The organism is Mycobacterium sp. ML4, from assembly GCF_054515735.1.
The window spans coordinates 78647-99495 of record NZ_JBTNSY010000013.1; the positions used below are offsets into that span (position 1 = coordinate 78647).

Consider the following 20849-nt stretch of genomic DNA (forward strand, 5'->3'; position numbering starts at 1 on the left):
CTCTATGCCGCTCGACCGCTACCGGCCCCCCCGGTGCCGGGCGCGCCGCCCGAGCCACCCGAGCCGCCGGTACTGCCGAGAGCGGGATCGCCGGGGGTGCCGCCGCCGCCGCTGGTGCCGCCCTCGCCGGGACCCCTGCCATCGCCGCCGTCCCCGCCGGTCCCGCCCCGGCCACCGTCGCCGCCCGTTCCGCCCGTCCCCGATACCGAGTTGCCGCCGCTTCCGCCGGTGCCGCCGACGGCGCCGTCGCCGCCATTGCCTCCGAAACCGCCCAGGATGCTGTTCCCGCCACCCCCGTCGCCGCCATTGCCGCCGGCTCCGCCGACTCCGCCGTTGCCGGCTGCGCCAACGCCGATGCCGGCCCCGCCGACACCGCCGGTGCCGGCCGTGCCGCCCGCCCCGCCGTCACCGCCGGTCCCGCTGACGCTGCCGGTGCCGCCCCGTCCGCCCGTTCCGCCAGTTCCGCCCCGGCCCCCACCGCCGCCGCTACCGCCGCCGTCTCCGCCGTTCCCGCCGTCACCGGCGAGGCCGCCGGGCCCGCCGGCACCGCCAGCGGCGCCGTTCCGGGAGGAGGTACTGGTGTTGCTGCCGCCGTTGCCTCCGACGCCGCCATGACCACCGCCACCACCCAGTCCACCTTGGCCCCCGCCGACCCCGCCGATGCCCGGGCCACCGTCACCGCCGCGGCCTCCGGGGCCGCCGGCGCCGCCCTGAGCCCCTTCGGTGGGCAAGGTGTCGGACACGCCGGCTCGCCCGGGGGCGCCGTTGCCGCCGTCCCCACCCACACCGCCCTTGCCGCCGGTGCCGACCGCCCCGGGCGCGCCGCCATCCCGTCCGGAGCCGGCAAAACCCGCGACTCCACCGGCACCGCCCTGCCCGCCCGCGGCGCCTCTGCCGCCGCGTCCGTCGGCCCCGGTGTTGGACCCGCCCGTTCCGCCGTCACCACCCTGGCCGCCGAAGCCGCCCGGCCCACCCTGGCCGCCGCCAACGCCGCCTATGCCGAGACCGCCGACACCCCCACCACCTCCTATGCCGCCTTGGCCGCCCGGACCACCCGCAGTGGGAGAGGTGCCGGACATGCCGGCCTGGCCGGCATGTCCGGCACCACCGGCTCCCCCGACCCCGCCCATTCCGCCGGTGCCGATCGCCCCGGTCGCGCCACCGTCTGTTCCGGCGCCGGGGGCGCCTGCGTTACCGCCGGTACCGCCGAACCCTCCTTGGCCGCCGCGACCTGAGCTGATTCCGGTGGTGTTCGCGCCGCCATTCCCTCCGGCACCGCCTTGGCCACCGACACCGCCCTGCCCTCCTGCACCACCACCAACACCGCCGATGCCGGCGCCTCCGGCCCCACCCTGACCTCCGGCGCCGCCTTGACCGCCTTGCTGCCCCGTTGACGGACCCCCGGTGCCGGCCGAACCCGCGCCACCGGCGCCGCCTGTACCACCGGTGCCGCCCTGCCCGCCGACACCGTTCGGCCCGGCCGCGCCACCATCGGTTCCCGGGCCGCCCGCCCCGGCCGCACCGCCCCTACCACCCTGCCCGCCCTCAGCACCCATGCCGGCGCTGGTTCCGGTGTTGGCCCCACCAGTGCCCCCGGTGCCGCCCTGGCCACCGACACCGCCTTGACCACCTTGGCCGCCTCCGACCCCGCCGATGCCCGCACCCCCGGGACCACCCTGCCCACCGGCCCCGCCCTGGCCGCCAGGCAAGCCGGCCGTGGGAGTGCTCGGGCTGAGTCGCCCATCTGCGCCGGGGCTACCCGCGCCTCCGGTGCCTCCAGTACCACCTGCGCCGCCCCTGCCGGCGCCGCCGGACGGACCGAATCCGGTGGCTGCGCCGCCCGCACCGGCCGCCCCTCCGGCGCCCCCGGTGCCGCCCTGGCCAGCCTCCGCCCCGACGCCCATGGCGGCCCCGCCCGCTCCTCCGGTACCGCCGGTGCCGCCCGTACCGCCGGTACCGCCGGCGCCGAACATTGCCTGCCCGCCGGCCCCGCCCGCACCCGCCGCGCCGCCCGTACCGCCGGGCCCGCCGTCCTGACCAGGTATCCCCGCGCCGCCGGCACCGCCGTGCCCGCCCAGCCCGCCGTGACCGCCGAACCCGAATACCCCGCCGTTCCCGCCCACGCCGCCGGCTCCCCCGGTCCCGCCGGTCATCCCAGTCGCTCCGACGGAACCGGCGCCCCCGGCACCCCCGGCGCCGCCGACACCGATCAGCGCCGCGTTGCCGCCCTCACCGCCGGCGCCCCCTATCGCACCAAGCCCACCGGTGCCGCCAGCACCGCCGAAACCAAACACGAGACCGCCCCGCCCGCCGGTACCGCCGTGGCCACCAATACCCGCGGGATCGGCCCCGCCCGCTCCGCCCTGACCGCCGTTGCCGATCAGCGGGGCCGTGCCGCCCTGACCGCCGTATCCGCCGATTCCGCCGCTGCCCCCGGTCCCGCCGGAGCCGAGCAGCCAACCGCCATTGCCGCCGGCACCGCCGACTCCGCCGGTGCCCCCGGTCCCGCCGGTGCCACCGGTGCCGATCAGGCCGGCCGACCCGCCCGCTCCCCCGGGTGCGCCCGCGTTGCTGCTGCTGCCCCCGGTGCCGCCGTTGCCGATCAGAAGGCCGCCGGGTTGCCCGGGTTGACCCACCGGCCCGCTGGCCCCGTTGGCGCCGTTCCCGATTAGCGGGCGGCCCAGCAGCGCCTCGGTGGGCGCGTTGATCACGTTGAGCACGGTTTGCAACGGCGCCACATTGGCGGCTTCGGCGACGGCATATGCGTCGGCGCTCGAATTCAACGTCCGCACGAACTGTTCGTGATACGCCATCAATCGGCCGCTCACACTCTGATAGGCCTGCCCATGCCCGGAAAACAGCGCCGCCACTGCCGCCGACACCTCGTCGGCGCCCGCGGCCAACAGCGACGTTGTAGGGACCGCTGCCGCCAAACTTGCACTACGCAGCGCTGAACCGATACCAACGACATCAGCTGCCGCAACAGTCAGTGCTTCCGGACGAGCCAATATGAACGACACCGTTCGCTCCTTTGCGCTGCTGGATTTGCGTAACCAGGCCACTGCCCCACCTACGACTCTCGCGCGCACCGACCCGCCGAACCCTCGGTCAGAAGGCGGATATGGTGGGTGAAATTTTTTCCCCCAATTGGGGGGAGGAGAAGGGCCGCTTCTTCGCCCGAGCGCGATCCGTGGCGGATGGTCTCTCGGTCCAGGACCGAGCCCCATACTCGCGCGGCCACCGCGGCTCGGCAGGAATTGACCGCTGAATCGGGATCCTCCGGGCCAGGTGATCAGCTGGGAGCGCCGGCCCCGCCGGTGCCGGCGGTCCCGCCGGTCCCACCGGCCCCGCCCGTCGCGCCGGTGGGACCGCTGCCGACACTGCCGCTCCCGCCGGTGGTACCGGCTTTGCCTGGGCCCTCTGCGTCGCCACCGTCACCGCCGTTTCCACCGGTTCCACCGGTTCCACCTGTCCCGCCGATGCCCAGAACTGAGTTGCCCCCGGAGCCGCCGGTGCCGCCTACTGCGCCGGGGCCGCCTGGTCCACCGGCGCCGCCTGAGGATTGGGACCCGGTGTCACCGAGGCCACCGTCTCCACCGGTGCCGCCGACTCCACCTTTTCCGCCGTTGCCGCCGGGGCCGGTGGTGCCGCCGCCGGCTCCGCCGTCGCCACCCAGACCGGCGGCGCCGCCGGCTCCCCCGGTTCCACCCGGGTCGTTGCGACTGCCGCCACCGCCGGTGCCGCCGGTGCCGCCCGTGCCGCCCTGGCCGCCCACACCGCCCACGCCGTTGCCGTCGCCTCCGACCCCGCCAGCGCCGGCAGTGCCGCCGGAACCACCCCGACCGCCGCCGGCCCCGCTGCCGATAAGTGGGTCAGATTGGCTGCCGCCGTCGCCGCCGTCGCCGCCTGGGCCGCCGGAGCCGCCCTGGCCGCCTTGCCCGCCGCCGATCCCGCCGATGCCGGCACCACCGTCACCTCCCCGGCCGCCGCCGCCACCTCCGCCGCCCTGACCACCCGCAGTGGGCGAGATGCCGGACTGACCGGGTTGACCGGTGCCGCCCTTGCCGCCGTCGCCGCCGGTCCCGCCTTTGCCGCCGGTGCCGGTCGCGCCGGCGGAGCCGCCATCGGTTCCCGAACCGGCTGCCCCGGCGGCGCCGCCAGTGCCGCCAATGCCGCCATTAGCGCCAAGACCGCCGCTGGTTGCCGTGTTGTTGCCGCCGCTGCCGCCCTTGCCGCCCTGGCCGCCGACGCCGCCCTGGCCGCCTTGACCGCCGCCGACCCCGCCGACGCCCGCACCGCCGTTACCGCCTTGGCCGCCGCCGCCGGCCCGGCCGCCCTGGCCACCGTCGGTGGGTGAGGTGCCGGACGTGCCGTCTTGGCCGGTGCCGCCGTTGCCGCCGGTTCCCCCGACCCCGCCCCGGCCGCCGGTGCCGATCGCGCCGGTCGCGCCGCCGTCTGTTGCCGCCCCGCCCGCGCCCGCGGCACCACCCGCGCCGCCTTGCCCACCATCGGCGCCGGTGCCTCCGCTGGTGCCGGTGTTGGTGCCACCCACGCCGCCGGTGCCACCCTGCCCACCGATGCCGCCCCGGCCGCCTTCACCGCCGCCGACCCCGCCGACGCCAGCACCACCATCACCGCCCTGACCGCCAGCACCCCCACCGCCGCCTTGGCCACCGTTAGCGGGCGCGGCGCCGGACGTACCCGCTTGTCCGGTTGCCCCATTACCGCCGGAGCCCCCGGTGCCTCCCTTGCCGCCGACACCGATCGCCCCGCTCGCGCCACCATCGGTGGCGGAGCCGCCCGCGCCCGCGGCGCCGCCGGCGCCGCCTCGACCACCATCGCCGCCGCTGCCGCCACTGGTTCCGGTGTTGTTGCCGCCAACCCCGCCAGCGCCGCCCTGCCCGCCGAAACCACCTCGGCCACCTTCACCGCCACCGACCCCGCCGACGCCCGCTCCGCCGTCGCCACCTCGGCCGCCGCCACCGCCGCCGCCGCCTTGACCGCCCGCAGTCGGCGATGGGCCGCCAGACGTACCGGATTCCCCGACGCCCCCGCTGCCGCCGGCGCCCCCGGTGCCGCCCCTGCCGCCAGCGCCGATCGCCCCGACCCCACCGCCGTCGGTGCCGGAGCCGCCCGCACCCGCGGCGCCCCCAGAACCGCCTTGACCCCCATCAGCGCCGTTACCGCCGCTGGATCCGGTGTTGGCGCCGCCAGCACCGCCATTGCCCCCCTGGCCACCAAAGCCGCCCTGGCCACCTTGCCCGCCGCCGACACCGCCGATGCCCGCGCCACCCGCACCGCCCCGGCCACCGCCGCCACCTCCGCCACCTTGCTCACCAGCCGTGGGTGAATCTGCGGACACCCCGGTTCGGCCGGCGCCGCCTTTGCCGCCGTCGCCGCCGGTTCCGCCTGTGCCGCCGGTGCCATTGAGCCCGACCGCGCCGCCATCGGTCGCCGCCCCACCTAAGCCCGCAGCGCCGCCGCTGCCGCCTTGACCACCGTCGGCGCCGTTGCCGCCGCTGGTTCCGGTGTTCGTGCCGCCAGCACCGCCCTTGCCCCCTTGGCCACCGTCGCCGCCCTGGCCGGCGTTACCGCCGCCCACTCCTCCGACACCCGCACCGCCGGCACCGCCTTGCCCACCTTCGCCGCCGCGACCACCCTGGGCGCCGGCGGTAGCCGAGGCGCCGGACGCGCCGGCTTGGCCGGTGCCGCCGCTGCCACCATCGCCCCCGGCACCGCCGTCGCCTCCGGTGCCGTGTGCCCCGGCCGCGCCTCCGTCGGTGCCGGCGCCGCCAACCCCGGCGGCGCCGCCCGCCCCGCCTTGCCCGCCGGGACCGCCATCAGCGCCCTGGCTGCCGTTGCTACCTGCGCCGCCTGCACCGCCGTGCCCACCGAGGCCGCCTTGGCCGCCTTGACCCCCGCCGACCCCGTCCACACCCGCCCCGCCGGCACCACCTTGCCCGCCGGCGCCACCCGTGCCGCCCTGACCACCATCCAGCGGTCCACCGGCTCGGGCCGCCTTGCCGGCACCGCCGTCACCACCGGTGCCACCGCTGCCGCCGTCGCCCGCGCTGCCCGCGGCGCCACCGCTGCCGCCGGCGCCGGCCACGCCGGCAGCGCCTCCGGTGCCACCGGCACCGCCGGCACCACCGGCCGTGGCGTTATATCCGCCGTCGTCGTTGTAGCCGGCGCCGCCGGTGCCGCCCTGAGCCCCTTGCCCTCCGTGGCCGCCGTTACCGTTGGTCGCCCCGGCGACCGCGCCGCCGCCGGCACCTCCATTGCCGCCCGCGCCGCCCTCGCCACCGGCGCCACCGGTGTTGCCGACGAAGGGGCGAACACCGTTCGCGCCGGTACCGCCTTGGCCACCATGGCCGCCCTGACCGCCGTCGCCGGCAGTGTGACCTACGCTGGCGGTGGCGCCGCCTCGCCCGCCGTCCCCGCCGGCACCGCCCGCGCCGCCGGCACCGACGTTGGCAAAGCCGCCAGTGCCCGCTGTGCCACCGAGGCCGCCTCGCCCACCGACCCCGCCGTTTCCGCCCGCACCGGCGTTGTTTGCGCCATCGTCGTCGTAGCCGGCGCCACCGGCGCCACCGGCGCCGCCCTGGCCACCCCGGCCCCCGCCGCCGCTGATTGTCCCGTTGGCGGTGGAGGAGTTGCCGCCCTGACCGCCGGTATAGCCGGTTCCAGCCGCCGGGCCGGAGGCACCTTGACCGCCCTGGCCGCCATGGCCGCCAGTGCCGCCCTGACCCGAGGTGCCGCCGAAAGTCGACGCGACTCCGCCCTGACCGCCCCGACCACCGGCACCGCCGGTACCTGAAGCGCCCGCGATGCCGCCCGTGCCGCCCGCCCCGGCCGCACCGCCGGTACCACCCGTTCCACCCGTGCCGCCGGTGCCGCCTGCCGTGGCGCTGTTGGTGCCATCGTCGGCGTGGCCGGTGCCACCCTGACCGCCTTGGCCGCCGTTACCACCGGCGCCCCCGGAGCCGTTAGTTCCGCCCTGCTGACCGGCAAGGACGGCTCCACCGACACCGCCGTGACCACCAGCACCGCCTTTGCCGCCGGCAGAGCCGGTATCGAAGCGCGTCCCGGCCGTGGCACCGGTGTCGCCAGCCCCGCCGGTACCGCCCGCCCCGCCTTGGCCGCCGATGCCGGCCCTGCCAGCCGCGCCGCCATCGGTTCCGGTGCCGGCCGCCCCCGCGGTGCCGCCGGTACCCCCTTGGCCGCCGTCCGCACCGTCGCCGCCGTTGCCGCCGACATTGGAGCCGCCGCCGCCGCCCTGGCCGCCCTGACCCCCGATACCGCCTTGTCCGCCGGCGCCGCCGCCGACCCCACCAATGCCTGCGCCACCGGCACCACCAGCCCCGCCGTCACCGCCCTGGCCGCCCTGCAGACCCGCGCTGGGCGCACTGCCGCTGCTGATGCCGGGCTGGCCGGCCCCGCCGGCACCACCGGTACCACCGGTACCGCCCCGGCCGCCGGCACCGATCGCGCCGGCCGCTCCGCCATCAGTGCCGGCGCCACCCGCCCCGGCCGCACCACCCGTACCGCCCCGGCCACCCGCAGCGCCACTACCCCCGCTAGTTCCCGTATTCGCCCCGCCGGCGCCACCGGCACCGCCCTGACCCCCGACACCGCCTTGACCTCCGGCACCTCCACCCACCCCACCAACACCCGCACCACCGGTACCACCAGCCCCGCCGTCACCACCCAGACCGCCCTGAAAGCCCGCGGTCGGCACGCTCGCGTCGTTGGCGCCGGCCGCTCCGGCGGTGCCCGCGCCGCCGGCACCGCCCGTACCACCGGCGCCCCCTCTGCCTGCCCCGCCTGCGCTGGCGCCGAACCCACCGCCGGCGCCACCAGCTCCGGCGGCCCCTCCGGTGCCGCCCGTACCGCCCTGCCCGCCCGCGGCACCCGCGCCGACGGCGGCACCACCCAGTCCGCCAGTCCCGCCGATTCCGCCGGTGCCACCGTGGCCTCCATCACCGGCCAGGCCGATCACCGCGTGGCCCCCTGCTCCGCCTGCGCCGCCGGCACCCCCGGTGTTACCGGCGCTGCCCTGCTGCCCGGCCGATGCCACGGCCCCAACACCGCCTGCTCCGCCGTTGCCGCCAATTCCGCCGTGACCGCCGAATCCGAGCAGTCCGCCGTTTCCGCCAGTCCCGCCGGCTCCGCCTGCACCGCCTACGTCGCCAGCCGCGCCTGCGGCACCTCCACCGCCATTGCCGCCGGCTCCGCCGATGCCGATCAACGCGGCGTTCCCGCCGTTACCCCCGGCTCCACCAGCTACCGCACCGACCCCACCGGCGCCGCCGGGCCCGCCGGAACCCAACGCGATCCCACCTCGACCGCCGGTGCCGCCCTGGCCGCCGTAACCGGCAGGATCGGCTCCGCCCGCACCGCCGTGCCCACCGTTACCCAACAACGGTGCCGTACCGCCCTGCCCGCCGTCGCCGCCGGCGCCACCCGTTCCTCCCGCGCCACCAGAGCCGAGCAGCCAGCCACCGTTGCCGCCGGCGCCACCGACCGCCCCGGTCCCACCGGCACCGCCCACGCCACCGTTGCCGATCAACCCGGCCGATCCGCCCGCCGCCCCGGGTGCGCCCGCGTTGGTGCTGCTGCCGCCGTTGCCGCCACTGCCCAGCAGGATGCCGCCCGGTGAACCCGGCTGACCCACCGGCCCGCTGGCCCCGTCGGCGCCGTCACCGATCAACGGGCGCCCGAGCAGCGCCTCGGTGGGCGCGTTGATCAGGTCGAGAAAGGCCCGCTCCGTCATCTGCAACGGCGAGGCGTTGGTAGCTTCCGCGAGGGCATACGCGTCCGCGCTCGAAGACAGGGCATGCACAAACCGCTCGTGGTAGGCGGTCAGTTGAGCACTCAGGTTTTGATAAGCGTGGCCGTACCCGGAGAAGAGCGAAGCCACCGCGACCGAGACTTCATCGGCGGCCGCGGCAAGTATGCCCGTCGTCGGAGCAGCTGCAGCGGCGTTTGCCGAACCGAGTGTCGCGCCGATGCCAACGGCATCGGCTGACGCCGCCACGAGCGCTTCCGGGCTAGCCAGCACGAAGGACATCGCTTCGACCCCTTATGTTCCAGCGCATGTAGTTCCGGAGACATAACTCCACAGACCACCTTGGGCTTTTGAGGCCGCAGTTCCTTCGGTAGAACGGTCGATTCGCGGGATGAACTTTTCTCCCCCAATTAGGGGAGCAGAGCGGAGCCGCTGTCTATAAGCAGGCCTACCGACGATGCGGGCGCTGCGACCGGAAAACGTTGCCGCAGTAGCTATTCCATTCACAGCCAGCATTCCCGCCCGGCCGCGTCACGGATTGCGCACCGAGCACCGAGCGAAGGAGGGGCTGATTGCGGAATGACGAGAAATCACTATGAATTGCGGGTGTTTACAACCGGCGGAGGTCGCCAAGTTTCATGAGACACCCACCCGCCGACACGGATCAGTTGCACCGACCGCCACCGCGACTCGGTCCATCGGTTTCGGTTTAAGGGGATTTGATGGATTTCGCGAGATTGCCGCCGGAGCACAACTCGCGGCAGATGTTTGCCGGAGCGGGGCCGGAAACCATGTTCGCGGCGGCGGGGGCATGGCAGGCCCTGGCCGCCGAGCTCGGTCGGTCGGCGTCCGCGTTCTCCACAGTGACGTCCGGACTGGTGGATTCTTCATGGCAGGGACCCGCATCGACGGCGATGTTGAGTTCGGCGGCGCCCTACGTCGCGTGGTTGAGTGATGCGGCAGTCCGCGCGGAGCAGGCCGCCGGTCAAAGCCGGTTAGCGGCAGCCGCATTCGAGGCCGCGCAGGCAGCGACGGTGCATCCGTCGATCATCGAGGCCAACCGCGCTCAGCTGGTCCGGCTCGTCGCGTCAAATCTGCTGGGGCTGAACGCGCCGACTATTGCCGCCGTCGAGGCCGAGTACGAGCAGATGTGGGCGCAGGACGTGGTGGCCATGTTCGGCTATCACGCCGAAGCCTCCGCGATTGCCACGGCGCTGGCGCCCTTCACCCGGTCACCGCAGGCCCTGCTGGTCGCCGAGACCCGCAGCCCGGTCGCGGCAGCCGCCGAGGCAGGGACCGGCCCATTCGGGATGATCCGCAATCTGGGCTTGGCGAACATCGGCAGCGGCAACATCGGTCGCGGCAACATCGGCGATTCCAACATCGGATCCTCGAACGTCGGCAACACAAACTTCGGCAGCGGCAACATCGGCGGGCGCAATTTCGGGTTCGGCAGCAACGGAGTCGGCAACGCCGGATTCGCCAACCTGGGCGACCACAATCTTGGTCGCGGCAACTTCGGCAACGAGAACCGCGGTTTCTGGAACGCCGGTAACGGGAACGTCGGCTTTGCCAATACCGGGGATCTCAACATCGGGATTGCGAACACCGGGAGCAACAACATCGGCGTCGGTCTCACCGGCGACGGCGTAATCGGTTTCGGGGCGCTGAATTCGGGCAGCGCCAACATCGGCTTGTTCAATTCCGGCACCGGCAACATCGGCTTCTTCAACGCCGGCACCGGAAACATCGGGATCGGGAATTCCGGCACCGGCAACTGGGGTTTCGGCAATCCCGGCCTCGGAAACACCGGTATGGGCAACGCCGGAAACTTCAACACCGGGCTTCTCAATGGCGGCGACACCAATACCGGGCTGGTCAACGCGGGCCGCTACAACACGGGCTTTTTCAACGCGGGCAGCACCAACACCGGAAGCTATAACGCCGGCAACTACAACACGGGCGGGCTGAACACCGGTGCCTTCAATACCGGGTATCTCAATCCCGGCAGCGTGAACACGGGGGCCTTCAACACCGGCAACTACAACAACGGGCTTTTCGTCACCGGCAACAATCAAGGCCAGATCAGCGCGCATGTCGCTATCGACATTCCCACGGTGCCCATCAATATCGACTCGACCATGCCTCTCAACCAGACCCTGGTGGTCGGCGGCCAGGAATACATCATTCCGGGATACGAATACCCCAAGACGTACTTCCTGAACGGTGGCTTCTATCTGGGACCGGTCACCATCGAGCCATCCACACTGACCGCGCCCACGGTGACCATTGCCATCGGCAGTGCGGCCACGACTATCGGCGCCACCGTGGTGGGTCAGCTGCAGGGCGGGACCATAGAGATCATCGACATCCCCGCGGCGCCGGGGTTCGGCAATTCGACGGCGTCCCCGTCGTCGGGCTTCTTCAACTCCGGCACCGGTGGCGCCTCGGGGTTCGCCAACATCGGAGCCGACAGCTCCGGCTTCCGCAACCAGTCCTCCGGCGACGTCTCCGGATACCGCAACGTCGGCGCCCTGGTGTCCGGACTGGCGAACTACGGCAACACGGTCTCAGGTTTCTACAACACCGGTCTCGGAGCCCCCGCCGAGGTTTCCGGCTTCGCCAATATCGGCACCGATGTGGTTGGCGCGCTGCGTGATTCCGCTACCGGGACGATTTTCAATGCGGGCTTGGCCAACGCCGGGCAACTCAACGTCGGTTTCGGCAACACCGGTGACTACAACCTGGGCAACGGCAACCTCGGCGACCTTAACCTGGGCAGCGGCAACCTGGGCGATCACAACCTGGGCAGCGGCAACCTCGGCAATGACAACCTCGGCTTCGGCAACACCGGCACCGCCAACATCGGCCTGGGCAACACCGGCACCGGCAACCTCGGCTTCGGACTCACCGGCACCCACCAGATCGGCCTGGGCCCCCTCAACACCGGATCAGGCAACATCGGCCTGTTCAACAGCGGCACCAACAACATCGGCTTCTTCAACTCCGGCAACGGAAACTGGGGCATCGCCAACTCCGGGGACTACAACACCGGCACCGCCAACACCGGCCACACCAACACCGGCCTGTTCAATCCCGGCACCGCCAACACCGGCATCGCCAACATCGGCAACTACAACAGCGGCCTGGCCAACACCGGCTCCACCAACACCGGCAACTTCAACCCCGGCAACTACAACACCGGCAGCTTCAACCCCGGCAACTACAACACCGGCCCCGCCAACACCGGCACCCTCAACACCGGCGCCCTCAACACCGGCACCATGAACAACGGCCTGCTCTGGCGCGGCGACAACCGAGGCCAGACCGGCGCCTACTACGCCATCAACGTCCCAGAAATCGCGTTGGATGTGACGGGCACGATCCCGATCGACATCCCCGTCGCGGCCAGCTTCACGACCACCGTCTACCACGGAATCACGATCGAGGACATACCCTTCGGGACCACCACCACGCTCGGGCCCATCCCCGTCCTCGAAGGCACCGTCAACTCCCTGACCATTCCGCCGGTCTACGCATCCGGGCCCACACCGGAGATCCAAATCGGCAACCCCGACGGCTCGACCGCGATCGTCATCCCTGCGTTCGCCAGCATCGGCCCGGCCCAATGGACCATCGTCGATTTCGGCGGCGCACCAGGATTCGGAAACGCGACCGCCGGCCCGTCGTCGGGATTCTTCAACTCCGGAACGGGTTCGGTCTCCGGGTTCGGCAATATCGGCTTTGACGGCTCCGGCTTCCGCAACGTCTCCTCCGGGAACGTGTCGGGCTACCGAAACGTCGGCTCCCTGCTCTCGGGAGCAACGAACATGGGCAACACGATGTCGGGCGTCTTCAATACCGGCACCGCGACGCCCGCCAACGTCTCTGGTGTGGCCAACCTCGGCGCCGACCTTGCCGGGCTGTACCGCGACGCCGTGACGGGGACGACCAGCTACAACTTCGGTCTGGCCAACGTCGGATCGCTGAACGCCGGTGTCGGCAACGTCGGTGATTACAACCTCGGCTTTGGAAACGTGGGCGATCTGAACCTCGGCGGTGGCAACATCGGTGACCACAACGCCGGCTTCGGCAATCTCGGTACCGCCAATATCGGGGGCGCGAATTCGGGAGCCCACAACATCGGCTGGGGCAACGTCGGAGACCGCAACCACGGCGTGGCGAATGCGGGCAGCGCCAACACCGGCATCGCCAACACCGGCGACTTCAACATCGGCCTGGGCAACACGGGCAACAACAACATCGGAATCGGGCTCAGTGGCAACGGCCAGGTGGGATTCGGCGCGCTGAACTCGGGCAGCGGCAACACCGGCCTGTTCAATTCGGGTACCGCGAACTCCGGACTGTTCAATTCGGGTACCGGAAACGTCGGTATCGGGAACTCGGGCAACGGGAACTGGGGTATCGCCAACAGCGGCCGGCTCTCTACCGGCTTGCTCAACTCCGGCGACGTCAATACCGGCGCGTTCAACTCAGGCAACGTCAACACCGGGTTCGGCAACGCGGGCAGTTACAACTCGGGCAGCTTCAACGCCGGCAGCCTGAACACTTTCGGCTTCAATCCGGGCTGGTACAACACCGGGTTGGCGAATAGCGGTAACTACAACACCGGTGTGGCGAATTCGGGCAATGTCGACACCGGCGCGTTCATCGCGGGCAATTACAGCAACGGCGCTTTGTGGCGGGGCGATTATCAGGGCCTCTACGGCTACAGCTACACGATTTCGATTCCCGACAACGCTATTCCGGTCGACCTCAGCGTCACCGTCCCGATCAACATTCCGGTCCGGGCGACGCTGGGCACCCTGACCGTCCAGGGCTTCACCATCCCCGAATACACGGCCGACATCAACGTCCTCGGTACCGGGGAAACGCAGGCTTTAAGCGTCGGACCGATCACGCTCGGCAACATCACGATCGTCCTGCCACCAATAGAGGGGACCATCGGCGGGCCCACGACAGTGATCTCGCTGAATGGGACCGGCGATATCGGTCCCCTGGCGATTCCGCTGATCGACATTCCGGCGGCGCCGGGCTTCGGCAACTCGACCACTGTGCCGTCATCGGGCTTCTTCAACTCCGGTACCGGCAGCTCCTCGGGGTGGGCCAACGTCGGTGCCAACAATTCAGGTTTCTTCAATCTCGGCTCCGGCAGTGCCGGCGTCTCGGGCATCAAGAACGTCGGCGACCTCGTGTCGGGACTCTCGAACTACGGCAACACGATCTCGGGCGTGCTCAACACCGGCCTCGCGACGCCCGCGAATGTCTCGGGCGTGGCGAACAGGGGCAGCGACCTTGCGGGACTGTTCGGCAATTTCTCGGTCTCGAATGCGGGCTTTGCCAACGACGGCAACTACAACGTGGGCAGCGGCAATGTCGGCGACTTCAACATCGGCAGCGGAAACGTCGGCAGCCGCAACCTCGGCAGCGCCAATATCGGCAGCTTCAACGTCGGCATCGGCGATTACGGCAGCCACAACGTCGGTTCCGGGAACCTCGGCGACCACAACTTCGGGCTCGGCAACATCGGCGCCCGCAACCTCGGCTTCGCCAACGACGGTGACTACAACCGCGGTTTCGCCAACGCCGGCAACGCGAACATCGGCTTCGCCAACACCGGTAGCAACAACATCGGTATCGGCCTGACCGGCGACGGTGAGGTGGGAATCGGCGCGCTGAATTCGGGCAGCGGCAACATCGGGTTGTTCAACTCCGGCGCCGGCAACATCGGGCTGCTCAACTCCGGTACCGGCAACATCGGCATCGGCAACGCCGGCAGCGACAACATCGGCATCGGGAACTCCGGCACCGGTAACAACGGCATCGACAACGCCGGCACCGGCAACTCGGGTGTGTGGAATCCCGGCACCGGCAATACGGGCGTCGGCAACGCCGGCGCCTACAACACGGGGTTGTTCAACAGCGGCGCGGCCAACACCGGACTGGCCAACCCCGGCAGCTACAACACCGGCAGCTACAACACGGGCAACACCAACACCGGCGGCTTCAACTCCGGCGACTACAACACCGGCTTCGGCAACGCCGGTGACTACAACACCGGTCTGGCAAACGCAGGCAACGTCAACACCGGCGCCTTCAACGCCGGCAGTTACAACAACGGCTTCTTCTGGCGGGGTGATTACCAGGGCCTGTACGGCTTCCACGCCGGAATCTACATTCCCGAATTCACGCTGTTGAACATGGACCTCGAGATCCCGGTCAACATCCCCATCAATCTCGATATCGCGAACATCGTCGTCAACCCCATCACGATCCAACCGATCACGATCAGCGTGCTGGGTTCGTCGTACCTCAGCGTCACCTTCAGCAGCATCACCATCCCGACCCTCACCGCGATCCTGCCGCCGGTCAATGCGCTCATCGGCGGGCCGGACACGTCACTTCCGATTTCGATCGACAGTGGGATAGGGCCGATCGACATCACGTTCGTCGATATCCCCGCCGCGCCCGGTTTCGGCAACTCGACGGCGTCCCCGTCGTCGGGCTTCTTCAACTCCGGCACCGGCACCGCCTCGGGCATCGGCAACATCGGCGGAGGCAGCTCGGGCTTCCGCAACCAGTCCTCCGGTGACGTTTCCGGGTATCGCAACGTCGGTGCACTGCAATCCGGTCTGCTGAACTACGGCACCACCGTTTCCGGGCTCTACAACACCGCGACCCCAGCCGACGTCTCCGGCGTGGCCAACGTCGGCGCCGACGTCGCCGGCATACTTCGCAACGGCGCCGGCGCCGACGGTCGAGCCCTCAACGTTGGTCTGGCCAACCTCGGAGTGTGGAATTTCGGTTTCGGCAACACCGGTGACTACAACCTGGGCAACGGCAACCTCGGCGACCTTAACCTGGGCAGCGGCAACCTGGGCGATCACAACCTGGGCAGCGGCAACCTCGGCAATGACAACCTCGGCTTCGGCAACACCGGCACCGCCAACATCGGCCTGGGCAACACCGGCACCGGCAACCTCGGCTTCGGACTCACCGGCACCCACCAGATCGGCCTGGGCCCCCTCAACACCGGATCAGGCAACATCGGCCTGTTCAACAGCGGCACCAACAACATCGGCTTCTTCAACTCCGGCAACGGAAACTGGGGCATCGCCAACTCCGGGGACTACAACACCGGCACCGCCAACACCGGCCACACCAACACCGGCCTGTTCAATCCCGGCACCGCCAACACCGGCATCGCCAACATCGGCAACTACAACAGCGGCCTGGCCAACACCGGCTCCACCAACACCGGCAACTTCAACCCCGGCAACTACAACACCGGCAGCTTCAACCCCGGCAACTACAACACCGGCCCCGCCAACACCGGCACCCTCAACACCGGCGCCCTCAACACCGGCACCATGAACAACGGCCTGCTCTGGCGCGGCGACAACCGAGGCCAGACCGGCGCCTACTACGCCATCAACATTGCGGAAATCCCCGGCTATTTCACCGTCGAGATGCCCGTCAACATCCCAATCACCGTGAGCGTCGGCGACATTCAGATCAATCCGGTCACGATTCCCAAGATCACGTTCAGCGGCTTGGACGACGGCCTGGGTGGGGAGGTCGTCGGCTATATCGGACCCTTCAGCATTTACGGCGCCGAGACCGGTGACCCCATCATCATCAGCTTCGGCACCCAACCGACGGTGGCCATCAACATCGGCAACCCGGACGGTTCGACAGTGCTAGGAATCAACGGGACCGGCGGTGTCGGGCCGATCAGCATTCCGCTCGTCAACTCGCCTGCGGCACCGGGTTTCGGCAATGCGACCACGGCTCCGTCCTCGGGCTTCTTCAACTCCGGCACCGGGTCCGCCTCGGGATTCGGCAACGCCGGTTTCGACAGCTCCGGTTTCCGCAACCTGTCATCCGGGGACGTCTCGGGTTACCGCAACGTCGGGGCACTGCAGTCAGGATTGCTCAATTTCGGCACCACCGTCTCCGGCCTATACAACACCGCGACACCGGACAACATCAGCGGCGTGGCCACTGTCGGCACCGATCTGGCGGGCATGTTCCGCGACGGCCCCACCGGCACCGTCTTGAACGTCGGTCTGGCCGATATCGGGCAGATCAATGTCGGCTTCGCCAATGTCGGTGACTACAACCTGGGTAACGGCAACGTCGGCGCCCTCAACGCCGGCAACGGCAACTTCGGCACTGACAACCTGGGCAGCGGCAACCTCGGCAACCACAACCTCGGCTTCGGCAACACTGGCGACGGCAACCTCGGCTTCGGCAACACCGGCACCGCCAATATCGGACTGGGCAACACCGGCACCGGCAACATCGGCTTCGGACTCACCGGCACCCACCAGATCGGACTCGGCCCCCTCAACACCGGCTCGGGCAACATCGGCCTGTTCAACAGCGGCACCGGCAACATCGGCTTCTTCAACTCGGGCAACGGGAACTGGGGCATCGGCAACTCCGGGAACTACAACACCGGCGCCGCCAATCCCGGCAACGCCAACACCGGCCTGTTCAACACCGGGACCGCCAACACCGGCATCGCCAACATCGGTAGCTACAACACCGGCTTCGGCAACACCGGCTCCACGAACACCGGCAGCTTCAACCCCGGCAACTACAACACCGGCAGCTTCAACCCCGGCAATTACAACACGGGACTGTTCAACACGGGTCATTCCAACACCGGGCTGGCCAACTCCGGCAACGTCGACACCGGCGCGTTCATTTCGGGCAACTACAGCAACGGAATTCTCTGGCGTGGCGATTACCAGGGCTTGGCTTCGGTCGCGTATTCCTCGACCATTCCCGAAATCCCCTGGCATTACGACGTCAATGCCGCACTGGAGATACCTGTCGAAGGAGCTGTCAATGCGATAACTCTGGATACGATCAACATTTCTGACGTCCCGATCAAGGTCCAGCTACAGCAGACTATCTGCTATCCGTGGTACGAGTACCCGTTCTATAAGTGCAGCACCGTGACAACCACCGTGTACAACGGCAGCATCGGCGGCTGGACCATCAGCGCCATCACCCTCCTGTCCGCCATGTCAGTGGAGCAGACTCTCGGCCAGACCTTCGATTTACCCGGTAGCGGCACGGCGGGCCCCTACACATTTGGATTCAGCGCCGAGCAGGACCCCGGCTTCTTCAATTCGACCACCGACCCGTCGTCGGGCTTCTTCAACTCCGGTGCTGGCGGCGCGTCGGGCTTCTTCAACTCCGCGGACGGTGCGGTGTCGGGCCTCGCCAATGCCTTCGCAAATACGTCCGGCTTCGGCAATGATGGCGGCCCGGGCAACTCGGGCTACCTGAACCACGGCGAGCTGCAATCGGGCCTGGCGAACGTCGGCAACACCATTTCGGGCTTCTTCAACACCAGCACGCTGGACATCGCGACGGCCGCCTTCGACTCCGGGGTCGGAAATGTCGGCACCAATCTGTCAGGATTCTTGAACAACGTACTGCCATGACTTGAGCTGGCGGATCCGCCAATCGTGGCCCCTCAGGGCCCGAAGTTAGGTACCGATGAGCAGCGTAGACATCGAGCAGGTCCTTCGGAAACAGCGCCTGCGCTCACTGCACGCAGGGTCCATGCTCCGTGTTGGCGTCCTTCTCATCATGATCATCGCGACGGTGATCGTCGGCGACCCCGCTCGATCGCCCGCGCAGGCAGTGCTCCTCAGCATCTACGCGGTGGTGACGGCCGGCGCGCTGGCGGTGGCACATCCCGGCACCAGCCATGTGTTCAACGACGACAGGGCACTCATGGCACTCGGCCTGGCCGACGTCGCTGCGGTATTCGGCTTCAAGTTGCTGTGGCCCGGTGGATATGTTCCGCTGCTGGTGATGGCGTTGCTGCCACGCCTGGTGGCCGTCGAGTTGTCGCTGCGACGCGCAGCCGTGGTACTAACCGTCAGCCTGGCGGTGTTTGCCGCTTCGGTAGCTCAGGATCCCGTGATCGTGCCTCGCGTGGGCGCGGGGCAGTCGGCACTGATCGTGCTGATGTACGCCTTCGTCTGCGCTACGGCGCTGGTGGTGGTGATTTTCCGACTGCGCAACGTCGACGAACTGGCCCAACTCACCACCTCGCGCGAAGAGTTGCTCGCCGACACGATGACCGCGTCGCAGGCCGAGCGCCGGAAGATTTCAGAGTTTATTCACGACGGGCCGTTGCAGGATGTGCTGGCGGCCCGTCGTGATATCGCCGGCTTCCTCAAGGCGTCACCAGATGCGCCGCTCGAACATGCGCTGAGCAGCCTGCAGGAAGCCGCCCGGCAGTTGCGCGAGGCGACCTTTGAGCTGCATCCGGCACTACTCGAACAGGTCGGTCTGGCCGCGGCAGTGAACAAGTTGGCCTCGGTCGCCGCAGCCCGCTCGGGCATCGCGATCACAACGGACGTTGACTACCCGGACGCGGATCCGGTTGACCCGATCCTGTTTGGGGTCATCCGCGAGTTGGTCTCCAACGTGGCCCGTCATTCCCAGGCCAGCGCGGCGACCGTGAAACTGACGGCCGACAACGGTATCGCGCGGGTTGACGTGGCGGACAACGGAATTGGGATCACTGGCGACGTTACGGCTCGTCGACTCGCTGAGGGACACATCGGTCTCGCCTCACATCGGGCGCGGGTGCAAGCGGCCGGCGGCACGTTGACCGTCGTCGATGAGCCGGTTGGGGCGCACGTGCGGGTGGAGTTGCCGCTGCGCAGCGAGGAGGCGCTGAACCGTCCGCTCGTGTGAGTGGCGGCTTATCATTCGAGCAATCGACGCCGCATCGCCTCGGCGACGGCCGCTCCCCGATCGGAAACACCAAGTTTCTCGTACAAGGTCTGCACGTGCGTCTTGATAGTGCTGCGTGCCAAATGAAGTCGTGCTGCGATCTGCGGCACCGACAACCCGTCGGCCATCATCGTGATCACCTGGGTCTCGCGCTCGGTGAGAGACGTCGTCGTTCCCCTACCGCGCCTCTTGACTTCACCGGCCAATCCGCCGGCTACCGCCGCCGGCAGGTACGTGTGACCCTCTGCGCACGTCATCACCGCGTTCACGATCTCGTCGTTGTCGGCTTCCTTGGTCAAAAAACCCGAGGCGCCTTCGGCCAAGGCCTTATAGACCACCGGGCTGTCGTCGAAGGCGCTCAGCAGCAGCACGCTCGTCGGCAAGCCGTCGCGGACTACCGCATGAGTGACCTCGATGCCGTCCATCTCGGGCATCTTGTAGTCGAGAAGCGCGACCGCGGGCCGGAATCGCCGGATGGCTTCCAGCGCGGCACGACCGTCGCCGACCTGGGCGACGACCTCCACTCGACCGCTGGACTTCAGCGCTCGGACGACGCCATTCCGCATGACCGGGTGGTCTTCAGCGACGACGACGGTGACTCGGTCGGCGGAATTGGTCATTGACTGCTCCAAGCGCTGTTGGCGAGGCCCGCTGAGCGCGGCTGGCGGCCGGGCTCCTGCTCATTGTTGCTGCCGTGACCGCTTTGCGCGGCAATTCCGCGAGCACGCCTTGCACCGCGCCTACGTCTGCTCGTAGGTCGCGTGAATGACCGCCCGGGCGATCGCGTGCTGGAACAGGTTGAAGCCCAGGTAAGCGGGGGTGGCGTCCTCCGGCAGGTCCAATGTGTCGACATCGACCGCGTGCACGGCGACGTAGTAGCGGTGCGGCCCGTGGCCGGGAGGCGGCGCGGCCCCGATGTAACGACGCTGCCCCGCATCGTTGGCCAGCGTGAGCGCGCCACCCGGCAGCTCAGAGCCGTCGCCCGCGCCGGCGGGCAACTCGGTGACGTCGGCGGGCAGGTTGGCCACCGCCCAATGCCAGAATCCGGAGGCCGTAGGGGCGTCGGGGTCGTAGACCGTGACCGCGAAGCTGCGAGTCTCGGCCGGGAAGCCCGACCAGCTCAGCTGCGGGCTGACGTCCTTGCCACCGGCACCCATGATCCCGCTGACCTGCGGGTTGGACAGCGGTTGCCCGTCAGTGATCGACTCGGAGGTCAGGGTGAACGACGGCAGCTTGGGCAACGCGTCATAGGGATCGGGCACTGTCATAG

At 69.8% G+C, this 20849-nt stretch carries 6 protein-coding genes; 2 read left to right on the forward strand and 4 right to left on the reverse strand.

Going from position 1 to position 20849, the window contains the following annotated elements:
• Positions 1–2 precede the first annotated feature (2 nt).
• Positions 3–3020 carry a PE family protein gene (locus ACX9NE_RS16365; protein WP_459362429.1) on the reverse strand — a complete coding sequence of 1006 codons (3018 nt, stop codon included), beginning with the start codon at positions 3018–3020 and terminating at the stop codon, positions 3–5.
• A gap of 272 nt (positions 3021–3292) precedes the next feature.
• Entirely contained in the window at positions 3293–9070 is a 5778-nt protein-coding gene (locus ACX9NE_RS16370) for a PE family protein (protein WP_459362428.1), read from the reverse strand.
• Between the two features lie 440 nt (positions 9071–9510).
• Between ACX9NE_RS16370 and ACX9NE_RS16375 the strand changes: the two genes are divergently transcribed.
• A complete protein-coding gene (locus ACX9NE_RS16375; RefSeq protein WP_459362427.1) occupies positions 9511–18270 on the forward strand; it encodes a PPE domain-containing protein in 8760 nt (2919 codons plus the stop codon).
• A gap of 55 nt (positions 18271–18325) precedes the next feature.
• Positions 18326–19540 carry a sensor histidine kinase gene (locus tag ACX9NE_RS16380; RefSeq protein WP_459362426.1) on the forward strand — a complete coding sequence of 405 codons (1215 nt, stop codon included), beginning with the start codon at positions 18326–18328 and terminating at the stop codon, positions 19538–19540.
• 11 nt (positions 19541–19551) lie between these two features.
• Here the strand turns inward: ACX9NE_RS16380 and ACX9NE_RS16385 are convergent, their stop codons facing one another.
• Both ACX9NE_RS16385 and ACX9NE_RS16390 read right to left on the reverse strand, forming a co-directional pair.
• Positions 19552–20199, reverse strand: coding sequence for a response regulator transcription factor (locus tag ACX9NE_RS16385; protein WP_459362425.1), 648 nt, complete (start codon positions 20197–20199; stop codon positions 19552–19554).
• A 120-nt stretch (positions 20200–20319) separates the two neighbouring features.
• The gene (locus tag ACX9NE_RS16390) at positions 20320–20847 is read right to left on the reverse strand and encodes a YbhB/YbcL family Raf kinase inhibitor-like protein (protein WP_459362424.1); all 528 of its coding nucleotides are present in this window, start codon (positions 20845–20847) and stop codon (positions 20320–20322) included.
• Positions 20848–20849 lie beyond the last annotated feature (2 nt).